The 12865-nt window shown below is 51.6% G+C and carries 10 protein-coding genes; 6 read left to right on the forward strand and 4 right to left on the reverse strand.

The features are described from left to right. Positions 1 to 68: 68 nt before the first annotated feature. The 3 genes from IE074_RS01460 to IE074_RS01470 all read right to left on the reverse strand — a co-directional run bounded on the left by IE074_RS01460 (position 69) and on the right by IE074_RS01470 (position 1977). Positions 69 to 722 carry a CoA transferase subunit B gene (locus IE074_RS01460; protein ID WP_169294126.1) on the reverse strand — a complete coding sequence of 218 codons (654 nt, stop codon included), beginning with the start codon at positions 720 to 722 and terminating at the stop codon, positions 69 to 71. Positions 723 to 733: 11 nt separating this feature from the next. Next, positions 734 to 1432, reverse strand: a complete 699-nt coding sequence (locus IE074_RS01465; RefSeq protein ID WP_189383654.1) for a CoA transferase subunit A — start codon at positions 1430 to 1432, stop codon at positions 734 to 736. A 92-nt stretch (positions 1433 to 1524) separates the two neighbouring features. Next, positions 1525 to 1977, reverse strand: coding sequence for an acyl-CoA thioesterase (locus IE074_RS01470; RefSeq protein ID WP_189383655.1), 453 nt, complete (start codon positions 1975 to 1977; stop codon positions 1525 to 1527). A gap of 167 nt (positions 1978 to 2144) precedes the next feature. Here IE074_RS01470 and IE074_RS01475 point away from each other — a divergent pair, with 167 nt between their 5' ends. Both IE074_RS01475 and IE074_RS01480 read left to right on the forward strand, forming a co-directional pair. Further along, a complete protein-coding gene (locus tag IE074_RS01475) occupies positions 2145 to 3791 on the forward strand; it encodes an electron transfer flavoprotein-ubiquinone oxidoreductase (protein WP_189383656.1) in 1647 nt (548 codons plus the stop codon). Positions 3792 to 4228: 437 nt separating this feature from the next. After that, entirely contained in the window at positions 4229 to 4933 is a 705-nt protein-coding gene (locus tag IE074_RS01480; RefSeq protein WP_189383657.1) for a C40 family peptidase, read from the forward strand. A 96-nt stretch (positions 4934 to 5029) separates the two neighbouring features. Here the strand turns inward: IE074_RS01480 and IE074_RS01485 are convergent, their stop codons facing one another. Then, a complete protein-coding gene (locus tag IE074_RS01485) occupies positions 5030 to 5383 on the reverse strand; it encodes a DUF2325 domain-containing protein (protein ID WP_189383658.1) in 354 nt (117 codons plus the stop codon). A 216-nt stretch (positions 5384 to 5599) separates the two neighbouring features. Here IE074_RS01485 and IE074_RS01490 point away from each other — a divergent pair, with 216 nt between their 5' ends. The 4 genes from IE074_RS01490 to IE074_RS01505 all read left to right on the forward strand — a co-directional run bounded on the left by IE074_RS01490 (position 5600) and on the right by IE074_RS01505 (position 12863). Beyond that, positions 5600 to 7915 carry an acyl-CoA dehydrogenase gene (locus IE074_RS01490; RefSeq protein ID WP_189383659.1) on the forward strand — a complete coding sequence of 772 codons (2316 nt, stop codon included), beginning with the start codon at positions 5600 to 5602 and terminating at the stop codon, positions 7913 to 7915. Next, positions 7912 to 9204, forward strand: a complete 1293-nt coding sequence (locus IE074_RS01495; protein ID WP_189383660.1) for an acetyl-CoA C-acetyltransferase — start codon at positions 7912 to 7914, stop codon at positions 9202 to 9204. Before IE074_RS01490 ends, IE074_RS01495 begins: the two co-directional genes overlap by 4 nt. After that, on the forward strand, positions 9201 to 11132 hold the full coding sequence (locus IE074_RS01500) for a 3-hydroxyacyl-CoA dehydrogenase NAD-binding domain-containing protein (protein WP_189383661.1): 1932 nt from the start codon (positions 9201 to 9203) through the stop codon (positions 11130 to 11132). The genes IE074_RS01495 and IE074_RS01500 overlap by 4 nt, the downstream gene beginning before the upstream one ends. Positions 11133 to 11207: 75 nt before the next feature. After that, positions 11208 to 12863, forward strand: coding sequence for an AMP-binding protein (locus IE074_RS01505; RefSeq protein ID WP_189383662.1), 1656 nt, complete (start codon positions 11208 to 11210; stop codon positions 12861 to 12863). Positions 12864 to 12865 lie beyond the last annotated feature (2 nt).

A 12865-nucleotide genomic window follows, 5' to 3' on the forward strand; every position in this document is an offset into this window, starting at 1 on the left:
CACAAAAACAAGATGGATAATCGCTTTGCTTTCAGCAAATATCAACTAAAGCAGCACAGCAAGCTATCCTAGGCAAAAGCGGAAACATCCACTTTCACACCGGTTTTTGACTGCAGTTCCTCAACAGTGACGCCGGGCGCCAGTTCAAGCAGTTTCAAACCATTTTGAGTGACTTCCAGCACACCCAGATCAGTGATGATCATGTTCACCACCCCTAAACCGGTCAGGGGCAAGGTACACTCAGGCAAGATCTTAAGGTCTTCGGTGCCATCTTTCTTGCGTGCAACATGTTCCATTAAAACCAGTACCCGGCCAACTCCGGCTACCAGATCCATGGCTCCGCCCATGCCCTTGACCATTTTGCCCGGGATCATCCAGTTGGCCAAATCTCCCTTTTCAGACACCTGCATGGCGCCCAGAATGGCCAGATTGATTTTTCCACCACGAATCATGGCAAAAGAATCTGCCGATGAAAAAATGGAAGAACCCGGCAACGTGGTCACGGTTTGTTTGCCTGCATTGATCAGATCAGGATCAATCTCATCTTCAGTAGGGAAAGGACCAATGCCCAGCAAACCATTTTCAGACTGCAGCCAGACTTCCATGTTGTCTGGCACATAATTGGCCACCAGGGTGGGCAAACCAATGCCCAGGTTGACATAAAAACCATCTTGCAATTCTTTGGCAGCACGGGCTGCCATCTCTTCACGACTCCAAGCCATTCTTATTCTCCTTATGCCTGACGGACAGTACGTTGTTCAATGCGTTTTTCAGGGCTTTCATTCAGCACAATACGGTGGACGTAAATGCCGGGCAGATGTATCTGATCGGGATCCAGTTCGCCCGTTTCAACAATTTTCTCCACTTCCACCACAGTGATTTTTCCTGCCATCGCCACATTGGGGTTGAAATTGCGCGCCGTTTTATTGAATATCAGATTGCCACTGCGATCGGCGATATAGGCTTTCACCAATGACACATCAGGAGTAAGCGAACGCTCCATGACATATTGATGTCCGTCAAACTCGCGAATTTCCTTGCCTTCGGCAACCAGGGTACCCACCCCGGTACGGGTAAAAAAAGCCGGAATGCCGGCACCGCCAGCACGCAGTTTTTCGGCCAGGGTACCTTGGGGTGTAAATTCAAGTTCCAGTTCACCAGACAGATATTGCCGCTCAAACTCTTTGTTTTCACCCACGTAAGAAGCAATCATTTTTCTGATTTGCCGTGTGGCCAGCAACTGCCCCAGGCCAAAACCATCTACACCGGCATTATTACTGACACAAGTAAGATTTTGAACGCCCGAATCCCTGAGCGCGGCGATGAGCGCCTCTGGAATGCCACATAAACCAAACCCCCCCACTCCTATCATTTGTCCATCAGCGACAATGTCCTTTAAGGCCAGGCTGGCGCTTTGATACACCTTATCCATCTATTTTCCTTCGTATTTAATATAAAGCGGTCAATCGCTACTAATACCACAGCTCCCCCATTCCCCTGAATTGGGGAATACACTAAAAACCGCTAATCCTGACTGAACAGTTGCTGGATGACCTCACGCATTTGCTCGCTCCATGAGCAGGAACGGCCGGTAGCCAGATTGGACAAAACCAGAACCGAACGGGCTGATGCATAAACAACACCCGGCTCACCTTCTTTTTCGATGGTAATTTTATGTTCCATGCTTGAACGCCCAATACGGGTTAACTCATGCATGACCAAAGCATTGCCTGGATAATTCATGGGACGCAGGAAATCACAGGAAAGATGACCCACCACCACGCCGGTCCCCGCTTCAAAATAAGGTCGTATGGCGTTGATGAATTCAATACGCGCTTCCTCCATGGCCCGGAAGTAAACAGTATTGTTCAGGTGCCCCAGCATATCCATATCACCCCAGCGCATGGCAAATGAAAAAGAGTGAATCCCATTACTAAAACTTCCCGCCAGATCTGCAGGCAAGCAGAAATTATCCATTTATGTCCTTTTGTTTTTTGATACGCAATAAGCTGCTAACTCTATCAGATTTAGATTGACATTTTTTTTATCGCGTGAATTTTGTTGTTTTTCACTGCATAAACCGATTCATTACAATACAATCATGGAATCTGGCAATTTACAATCTATAAAAGGAGTTGGCGCTCATGTCTGAACGCGAGTCAATGGAATATGATGTTGTGGTTGTGGGCGGAGGACCTGCCGGTCTTTCAACCGCCATCAAGCTCAAGCAATTAAGCAACGAAAACAATAAAGATATTTCCGTCTGTGTACTGGAAAAAGGCGGTGAAATTGGTGCCCATATTCTTTCAGGCGCTGTCATGGATCCCCTGGCCCTTGACGAACTGATTCCCGACTGGAAAGAAAAAGGTGCGCCGCTGGAAACGGCCGTCAAGGAAGATGAATTTCTTTTCCTTAGCGAAACCGGTGCCCGCAAAACACCCCACTGGATGCTGCCCCCCTGCTTCAAGAATGAAGGCAACTACATTGTCCGTCTGGGTGATGTCACCCGTTGGCTGGGCGAGCAGGCAGAAAGCCTGGGGGTGGATATTTTCCCCGGTTTTGCCGCCACCGAAATCCTGTACGATGACAACGGTGCCGTGCGTGGCGTAGCCACGGGCGATATGGGTGTGAATCGTGACGGCAGCCATTCCGACCATTACCAGCCTGGCATGGAATTGCTGGCCAAATACACGATTTTTGCCGAAGGGTCGCGTGGCCAGCTGGGTCGTCAGTTAATTGAAAAGTTCAAGCTGGACCAGGGTCGCGATCCTCAAAGCTACGGCATTGGCATAAAAGAAATGTGGGAAATCGATCCGGCCAAATCCAAACCGGGCCTGGTTATTCATACTTCCGGCTGGCCACTTGATTCGGACACGTATGGTGGCACCTTCCTGTATCACCTTGATAACAATATTGTAGTGGTGGGTATGGTAGTGGGCCTTGATTACGCCAACCCATGGCTGTCTCCTTTTGAGGAATTCCAGCGCTACAAGACACACCCCAGCATCAAGCCTTATTTTGAGAATGGCAAACGGATTGCTTATGGTGCACGAGCCCTTACCGCTGGCGGCCTGCTTTCCCTGCCCAAACTGGTATTCCCGGGTGGCGCCATGGTGGGTTGCGAAGCCGGCTTCCTGAATGCGTCACGCATCAAGGGCAGCCATGCCGCCATCAAAACCGGCGCACTGGCCGCTCAGGCCCTGTATGATGCATTGGTTGCCGAACGCAGCCACGACATCTTAAGCGATTACCCCATTGCCTTCGAACAGTCCTGGCTGTACAAAGAGCTGAACAAGGCGCGCAACTTCAAGCAATGGTTCAAAAAAGGCCGTACCGTGGGCACCATCATGACCGGTGTCGAACAACTGCTTTTCCAGGGCAAAATGCCATGGACCATTCACCGCACCAAGGCTGATCATGAATGCCTGAAACCGGCCGCGGAATGCGCAAAAATCGAATACCCCAAACCAGATGGCAAAATCACGTTTGATCGCCTGAGTTCGGTGTTCATTTCAAATACCAACCATGATGAAAATGAACCGATTCACCTGACCCTGAAAAACCCCGATATTCCGGTTGACACCAACCTGAAGGTTTATGCAGGCCCCGAACAGCGCTATTGCCCTGCCGGTGTTTACGAATTTATCAAAGACGATAACGGCGAAGATAAACTGCAAATCAACGCACAAAACTGCGTTCATTGCAAAACCTGTGATATTAAAGACCCAACCCAGAATATTGTTTGGGTGGCCCCACAGGGTGGTGAAGGTCCTGTTTACAGTGGCATGTAATTGCTGGCTAACCATTTGCCCAGCCTGGCCCAGATAGGGCTGGGCAAGGCAGCAGTAAAACCGGGATTTTCATATCATTAAAATACCAAAGACGCCATTCAAGCAGTGGCGTTTTTTTTTCATGTTTTTTACCACAGATACAAATTCATACTTATTTGTTTAATTTCAATCAAATTAACCACAAAAACATGACAAATAAAAGAATTTAATAACAAATACTCCTATCTCCCTGCAAAAACCAGTCAATCACTCACAATAAAACGTCTTTTCTTGTGTTCAATAATTTTACCTATGAAAAACACAGGAAATCACGCCTTAATGGAAGCAATACAAAGGGCAAATTACTTGCGATGTTATTGATTTTTCTATAGAATTCACTAAGCTTTTTGGATAAAGCAAGTACGAATACCTTACACTTTTAATTATATGTTACGACTATGCATCCACAATTACCCACGCATCAACGGGGGATAATGGCTTATTGCGGCCATTTTCTACTTGCAATCTCTTGCATAACCCTTAGCAATGCAGCTTCAGCAAAAAATGTTTCCGAAGATCCGATCCGGCAACTCGTTAGCACCCAACAATCCATTTCCCTTGATCAAGCGGTTGAAGTCGGCGAGCAATACCCCCTGCCAGATACCAATATCAACTGGTCTCCCAAACTGTCCGACCCTATTGGTGACCTGATTGTACAGGCCAAAATGGATCGTTTAAACAGGGATGCTTCCATCAGCATCAATAAATCCGGATCCAGTGAACTGGCACAGGCGGCCCTGAACTATCTGGGCGTACGCTATCGTTTTGGTGGCACAACCCCAAGCACCGGTTTTGACTGCAGCGGCTTTATTTACTATACCGCCAGCAAATACATGGGTGTTAACCTGCCACGCAACTCTGAATCAATGGCGGGCATTGGCCTAAAGGTATCCAAAGACTCCCTTAAACCCGGAGACCTGGTTTTCTTTAACACCCGCGGATTTACCTATTCCCACGTAGGCATCTATTTGGGTGCCAACAAATTCGTTCACTCCCCACGCACCGGAACGGTTGTCCGTGTTGAAGACATGAGCAATGCTTACTGGACAAAACGCTATAACGGTGCCCGCCGTCTTGAGGGCCGAACCCTGGCAGCATACTAAGCCCCAACCATCAGAAAAACCAAAAAACCTCATCCGCGTAATGCTGATGAGGTTTTTTAATTCTGGTCTGGGAAGACATTGTTAATGGGCGGATTCTCAACTTGGGGCACAATGTGCCTCGACCTGTTTCTGCGGGCAACGCTCGCAACACCTGTACCCGCATAGTGTCAATGCCTGCTGCATGCTGCCTAGCGAACGCCGGCAGGCCACCACGGGTACCCCCGCACGCTGGGCCGCTGAACGAAAAGACTTCATTACATTATGGCCCAGAAAATCGGTCAACAAAATAACCACCTGTGTGCCACTGGGCAGCTGATAGGTTTTTTTCTGATGTGCAGGTTCCCTGCCACTAATATGTTGCCTGATTTCAATATTATGATCTTTAAGCAAACCGGGGATATTTCCCAAACGATCTGCCCCTACGATTACCGCATTCATACTCATACTCATTTCAGACTCTCCTTTAGATGAGTCAAATTATAAATGATAATCATTATCAATAACAAGATATTTTTGCATATATCAGGATTCTGCCAATAAGTGCAGAAGCCTGGCCGCAGTGGTACCATACCCATGAGAAGTCCATTCTCATATACAGGACAATGACAAGGTCATTGTGCCCTGATTGCTGGCTCGATAAATATATTTTTCTGCCAGGAGGTCTCCATGCCCCTCTTTCAGCGATTGCGTAACTGGCGCAAAAACACCATCAGTGCCTACATACTGAAGGCTTTCAAAAAAGCACTGCCTCCAATGTCTTCCACAGAGAAAGAGGCAATCGAGGCCGGCACGGTCTGGTGGGAGGCCGAACTGTTCAGCGGGCGTCCCGACTGGCAAAAGCTGATGGGATATCCGGCTCCTTCACTGAGTGCACAAGAACAGGCTTTTCTGGACAATGAAGTTCAACAAGTCTGCGCACTGGTAAATGACTGGGAAGTGACCACCCAGGACCTGGATTTGCCCGAAGCTGCCTGGCAATATATTAAAGAAAAAAAATTTCTGGGTATGATTATTCCAGTACAGTATGGTGGTCTTGGTTTTTCGGCCTTTGCCCACTCTGAAGTCATTACCCGACTTTCCACCCGAAACTCGGCACTGGCGGTTTCTGTCATGGTGCCCAACTCCCTGGGTCCTGCTGAACTCCTGATTCATTATGGCACTCCAGAACAAAAAAACCACTACCTGCCACGGCTTGCCAGCGGACAGGAAATTCCTGCCTTTGCACTTACCAGCCCCTGGGCCGGCTCTGATGCCGCCGCCATTCCCGATAGCGGGGTGGTCTGCAAAGGCCTTTGGGAAGGTGAAGAGGTGCTGGGCATGCGCGTGAGCTGGGACAAACGCTACATCACCCTGGCACCCGTGTGCACCCTGCTGGGTCTGGCTTTCAGGCTGTACGACCCCGATGGCTTGCTAGGCGAGCAAAAAGAAATTGGTATTACCTGCGCCCTGGTGCCGCGTGACCATCACGGTGTGGAAATTGGCCGACGGCATTTCCCGCTTAACGCCATGTTCATGAATGGCCCTACCCGGGGCAAAGAAGTTTTCATGCCATTGAGCTTTATTATTGGCGGCCCAGCAATGGCCGGGCAAGGTTGGCGCATGCTGATGGAATGCCTGGCTGCCGGCCGCGCCATTTCCCTGCCATCGTCCAACGTGGGAATGTCGCAACTGGCTGTTCGTACGGTGGGCGCCTACGCCCGTATCCGCACACAATTCAACCTGCCGGTTGGCCGCTTCGAAGGGGTTGAGGAGGTGCTTGCCCGCATGGGCACCAATATGTATGCCAGCAATGCCGTACGCATCATGACAGCGGGCGCCGTTGATCTGGGCGAAAAACCCTCGGTGGTGTCATCAATGGCCAAATACCATGTCACCGAACATGCCCGCAGCATTGTTAATGACGCCATGGACATTATTGGCGGCAAGGGAATCTGCCTGGGTCCTTCCAATTTTTTGGGACGTGCTTACCAGCAGATCCCCATTGGCATTACCGTGGAAGGTGCCAATATCCTGACCCGCAGCCTGATCATTTTCGGCCAGGGTGCCATCCGCTGTCACCCCTATATATTAAAGGAAATGCAAGCCGCACAGGAAGCAGACCCCGTCACGTCCCTTGACAGCTTTGACCGGCTTTTCTGGCAACATATCGGGTTCAGTACCCGCAATGGCCTGCGCACTCTGGCCAGCGGTCTGTTGGGGGCCAGGATATTTACCCTGCGTCACCAGGCCGCCCCCGAAACCATGATATATTACCGTCAGCTCACCCGACTGTCCGGCATACTCGCTTTCATGGCCGATATCACCATGCTTGCCATGGGGGGCAGCCTGAAACGCCGTGAAAAAATATCCGCCCGGCTGGGCGATGTTCTGGCCCGGCTTTATATTGCCTCCTGCGTGCTTAAGCAATACGAAAACAACGGCCGCCAGCAAGATGAGCTGTCTTTTGTGCACAAAGCCCTCCAGCAATGCCTGTTTGATGCGCAAACAGCCCTGCTGCAAACCTGCCGCAATTTTCCTAACCGGGCCATTGGCTTGTTGATGCGTTTGGTCAGTTTTCCCTGGGGTGCTTCATTTTCCGCACCGGCTGACGCGCTTGATAGCCCCATTTGCGAACAGCTGATGCAACCGGGCAGTACCCGTGACCGCCTGACCGCCAACTGTTACCTGCCCACCCATCCTGAAGACCCAGTGAGCGCCATCGAACAGGCACTGGTTTATGCCATCAAGGCTGAACCGGTTGAAGCCAAAATCCGTCAAGATGAAAAAAATGGCCTATTCAAAAATCATCCTGATGCCAACGTCAGGGATATCGCCCGGCTTGCTTTCGACATGAACCGCATCAGTGCCGAAGAATATGAGCTGCTGGCAATCCGTAACCGGCTCAGAGATACCGTGATCCATGTGGATGATTTCCCCAAAGACTTGCGAAACCCGGCCGCCTTCATGAATATCCGGAACACCTGTCAAGGAGACCGACCATGACTTTCAAACCCGTCTATATTATTGATGGTGCCAGAACCCCGTTTCTGAAAGCGCGTAATGCACCGGGTCCTTTTTCGGCTAGCGAACTGGCCGTACAAACCAGCCGCAGCCTCTTGTTGCGCCAATCCTTCAATGCCTCTGAGCTGGATGAGGTCATTGTGGGCTGCGCATCTCCTTCTGCCGACGAAACCAATATCGGCCGGGTCGTTGGCTTGCGTATTGGCACCGGCTATCATGTTCCCGCCTGGACGGTCATGCGCAATTGTGCCTCGGGCATGCAGGCGCTGGACAGCGCCCTGACCAACATACAAAATGGTCGTTCACACCTGGTCTTGGCCTGCGGCACCGATGCCCTGTCCCATGCGCCCATTCTGTTTTCCGACAAAATGGTCCATTGGCTCAGCCAATGGAATGCCGCACAAAGCACGGGACAAAAAATAAAGGCCCTGCGCAACTTCAGGCCCGCTTACCTGGCACCGGTCATTGGCCTGCTAAAAGGCTTGAAAGACCCGGTCATTGGCATCTCCATGGGCCAAACGGCCGAGAACCTGGCCTGGAAATTTGGCATTACCCGCCAGGAAATGGACGCCTATAGCGCCCGCAGTCATCAACGCACCATCGAAGCACAAAACCGCAAGCAATTTGATGAAATCACCCCCATCATTGATGCCCAGGGCAATCTATATACTGACGATGACGGGGTTCGCCGTGACTCCACCCCCGACAAACTGGCAAAATTAAAGGCGGTATTTGACCGTCCCAGTGGCAATATCACGGCTGGCAACAGCTCACAGGTCAGTGATGGCGCCGCAGTCCTGATCCTGGCCTCCGAAGAGGCGGTACAAAAATGGGGCCTGCAGCCAATAGGAAAAATCACCGACTGCCAATGGGCCGCCCTTGATCCCGCCCAGATGGGACTGGGGCCCGTGCATGCCTGCATACCGCTACTGCAACGTAATGGCTTACGCTTGCAAGATCCTGATTTATGGGAAATCAATGAGGCTTTTGCCGCCCAGGTACTGGGCTGCATCCGCGCCTTTGCAAGCGAAGAGTATTGCCAGGAACATTTCAACACCCCGGCCTGGGGCACATTGGATCAAGAGAAACTGAATGTGGATGGTGGTGCGATTGCGATTGGCCATCCGGTTGGTGCATCGGGTGCCCGCATCGTCTTGCACCTGCTGCATGCTCTTCGGGTACGTAATCTGCATAAGGGGGTTGCCACGATTTGCATTGGCGGAGGCCAGGGTGGCGCCATGCTGATAGAAACCATGAAGGATGAGCCATGAGCACAGAACTGAATGTAAAGAACTGGTCGTTGCAGATTGATGCCAGGCAAATTGCCTGGCTCAGCATCAACTGCCCCGAACGCAGCATGAATGCGCTGTCTGCCCAGGTCATGGAGGAACTGAAAACAGCCCTTGACCATCTGGGACAGCATACCATCAAGGGCCTGGTCTTTTTATCGGGTAAAAGCAACGGCTTTATTGCTGGTGCCGATATTAAGGAATTTTCCGATTTCAGCAGCCCCGATGATGGAAAACAGCTCATTGAACGGGGCTGGAACCTGTTCAACCGCATTGAAAAACTGCCCTTTCCCACGCTTGCACTCATTCATGGTGCCTGCCTGGGCGGGGGTCTGGAACTGGCCCTTGCCTGTAAATACCGGATGTTGATTGACACGCCCACACCCGCCCTTAGCCTGCCTGAAGTCATGCTGGGCATCTACCCTGCCTGGGGTGGCCTGATGCGGCTGCCTGCCTTAATTGGCCCTCAGGCCGGATTGGACATGATCCTGACCGGCAGAACCCTGGATACCATCAAGGCCCAATCAGTGGGGCTGGTTGATTGGGTGGTTGCCCCTCGCGTGGCCCGCCAAAACGCGGCCGATTGGGTGTTGTCGGGACGCCCGCGCAGCCAGGCCAAAGGGCTGGCCAAATGGCTTAACAGGCAGCCCCTTAAAAGGCTGGTTGCCCGCCAGGCCCGAAAAAACGTGGCCCGCAAAGATCCTGATGCCCATTACCCCGCCCCCCGGGCAATTATTGATTTATGGGAACAGCACAACGGTAATGGCCTGGCCGCGCCGGATATTGTCAACCGGCTGTTGAACTCTCCCGTAACCGCCAACCTGATCCGGGTTTTTCACTTGCAGGAAAGGCTCAAAGCATTCGGCAAGCAAGGCGGCCTGCCACCGGTGTTGCAGGTGCATGTGATTGGGGCCGGCGTCATGGGTGGTGGCATTGCGGCCTGGTGCGCCTTGCAAGGCATCAAAACCACCCTGCAAGACACCGATTACAGCCGCATTGCGAACGCTTTCAAGGCCGCTGCCCCGCTCTTTGCCCGCAAAGACCGGCTGACTGCCCAGGCCGCCCGCGACAGGCTGATTCCTGATCCTGACGGACACGGTATCGCCACCGCTGACCTGGTGATTGAAGCCATTTATGAAGAAGAGCAAGCCAAACAGGACCTTTATCAAAAGCTTGAAGCCTTGATGAAACCGGATGCCTTCCTTGCCAGCAATACCTCAAGCCTTTCTATTCAGGCGCTGCGTAGCGGCCTGAAACGGCCGGAACGTTTTCTGGGCATTCATTTCTTTAATCCTGTCGCAAAAATGCCACTGGTTGAAATTGTGCATGCCGAAGGCATCAGCCCGCAAACCATTAACCGTGCCTGCGCCTTTGCGGGGCAAATTGGCAAGCTGCCACTGCCGGTACAAGACACCCCAGGATTCCTGGTTAATGCAGTGCTGGCCCCCTATATGCTGGAAGCCATGCACTGTGTTGATGAAGGGATTGACCCCGAAGTCATTGATACGGCCATGTTGGCATTTGGCATGCCAATGGGCCCCATTGAGCTGGCTGATACGGTAGGACTGGATATTGCCCTGGCGGCTGGCACTCAATTATCAACCGGCAAACCCGTCCCCAACTGCATGACTCGCCTGGTGGCGCAAAACAAGCTGGGCATCAAGACAGGTGAAGGGTTTTATAACTGGAAAAACAGAAAGCATGGCATCCGTTCAAACAAACCCGTTCCGGATGGATTAGCCCAGCGCCTGATTACGCCATTCATTGAACAGGCCAGACGACAAACCGAAAAAGGTATTACCGGAGATGATGACCTGACCGATGCAGGCATTATTTTTGGCACCGGATTTGCTCCATTCAGAGGGGGTCCGCTTCATTACCGCAAAACCAGCTTCGGGAAAATCCCCTGAAAAAACCGCCATCGACCTCGGCTATACTTATCTGCACATACCCGTTATAACAACAGGACAGAAGGGGAAAAAAGGATGAAAAAAACATGGATTACCAACTATCCACCGGGCGTCCCGGCTGAAATTGATGCAACCTGCTACTCATCATTGGTGGATATCTTCAACCAGAGCTGTCAGAAGTTTGCCCCTTTAACCGCCTATATTTCCATGGGCAAAAGCCTTCGCTATGCGCAACTGGCCAGCCTGTCCAGAAACTTTGCCGCCTGGCTGCAAAGCCGGGGCATCAAACCGGGCACCCGCATTGCCCTGATGATGCCCAACCTGTTCCAGTACCCGGTTTGCCTGTTTGGCGCCTTGCGGGCCGGTTGCACCGTGGTTAATTGCAACCCCCTGTACACGGCCCACGAACTTGAACATCAGCTTAACGACTCAGAGGCTGAAGTCATTGTTATTGTTGAAAACTTTGCCGCCACCCTGCAGGCAGCGCTGCCAAAGCTGAACTCACTGAAAACCATTATCGTGACCGCTATTGGCGACATGCTGGGACTGAAAGGGCATGTCATGAATTTTATGGTGCGGCACGTAAAGCACAGGGTGCCAAAATGGTCTCTACCCCATCCCGTCCAGTTAACGTCCATTTTAAACGGATCAGGCAAACTGCCCTTTACGCCCCCGACACTTGGCCATAACGACATTGCCTTTTTACAATATACCGGTGGCACAACCGGGGTTGCCAAAGGGGCCATGCTAAGCCATGGCAATATGGTGGCCAACGTCTGTCAGGCCTATGCCTGGGTAAAACCATACACGGCCGAGGGCAAAGATTTTATTATTACCGCCCTGCCGCTTTACCATATCTTTGCCCTCACCGCCAACTGCCTGACCTTCCTGATGCTGGGGGCCCGCAACCTGCTGATCCTGAACCCGCGCGACGTTCCGGCCCTGGTCAGGGAAATTGGAAAATATCCTTTTACCGCCATCACCGGCGTCAATACCCTGTTTAGTGCCTTGCTTAATGACGAGAACTTTATCAATCTTGATTTCGGCCATTTGCACTTTACGCTGGGTGGTGGCATGGCCGTGCAGCGTCCGGTTGCCGAGCGCTGGAAAATAGTCACGGGTAAGCCGCTTTCCCAGGCTTATGGCTTAACCGAAACCTCGCCAGCGGTGACTATTAACCCGCTGGACCTGTCTGAATTCAATGGTTCAATCGGATTACCCCTTCCCTCTACCGAACTGTCCATTCGTGATGATAACGGTCGTGAAATGGTCACCGGAGAAATAGGCGAAATCTGTGTCAAAGGCCCGCAAGTCATGAAAGGTTACTGGAACAATCCGGAAGAAACCCAAAAGATTTTTGACCAGGATGGTTTCCTGCATACCGGAGACATGGGCTATGTTGATGCAGAGGGATTTGTCTATCTGGTTGACCGGAAAAAAGACATCATTATTGTCTCGGGCTTTAATGTGTATCCTAACGAAATTGAAGAGGTCGTGGCCAGCCACCCCGAGGTACGGGAAGTGGTGGCCGTAGGTGTCGACAACGGTGCAGCCGGAGAAATTGTGAAGGTGTTCGTGGTGCGCAAAAGCCCATCGCTGACAGAAAAACAATTGATTGATTTCTGCCGCCAAAGCCTGACGGCCTATAAAGTGCCCAAACTGGTGGAGTTCAGGGATGAGCTGCCCAAAACCAATGTAGGTAAAATCCTGCGACGGGCCCTAAAAGCGTAAAC

The organism is Advenella faeciporci, assembly GCF_014652395.1.
Classification (GTDB): Bacteria; Pseudomonadota; Gammaproteobacteria; order Burkholderiales; family Burkholderiaceae_B; genus Advenella; species Advenella faeciporci.

Bases quoted from the DNA above. Each gene is read 5' to 3' on its own strand.
- IE074_RS01490 (WP_189383659.1), top strand. From the start codon at position 5,600: ATGCCCCTCTTTCAGCGATTGCGTAACTGGCGCAAAAACACCATCAGT.
- IE074_RS01495 (WP_189383660.1), top strand. From the start codon at position 7,912: ATGACTTTCAAACCCGTCTATATTATTGATGGTGCCAGAACCCCGTTT.
- IE074_RS01500 (WP_189383661.1), top strand. From the start codon at position 9,201: ATGAGCACAGAACTGAATGTAAAGAACTGGTCGTTGCAGATTGATGCC.
- IE074_RS01470 (WP_189383655.1), bottom strand. From the start codon at position 1,977: ATGGATAATTTCTGCTTGCCTGCAGATCTGGCGGGAAGTTTTAGTAAT.
- IE074_RS01485 (WP_189383658.1), bottom strand. From the start codon at position 5,383: ATGAGTATGAGTATGAATGCGGTAATCGTAGGGGCAGATCGTTTGGGA.
- IE074_RS01475 (WP_189383656.1), top strand. From the start codon at position 2,145: ATGTCTGAACGCGAGTCAATGGAATATGATGTTGTGGTTGTGGGCGGA.
- IE074_RS01505 (WP_189383662.1), top strand. From the start codon at position 11,208: ATGAAAAAAACATGGATTACCAACTATCCACCGGGCGTCCCGGCTGAA.
- IE074_RS01480 (WP_189383657.1), top strand. From the start codon at position 4,229: ATGCATCCACAATTACCCACGCATCAACGGGGGATAATGGCTTATTGC.
- IE074_RS01465 (WP_189383654.1), bottom strand. From the start codon at position 1,432: ATGGATAAGGTGTATCAAAGCGCCAGCCTGGCCTTAAAGGACATTGTC.
- IE074_RS01460 (WP_169294126.1), bottom strand. From the start codon at position 722: ATGGCTTGGAGTCGTGAAGAGATGGCAGCCCGTGCTGCCAAAGAATTG.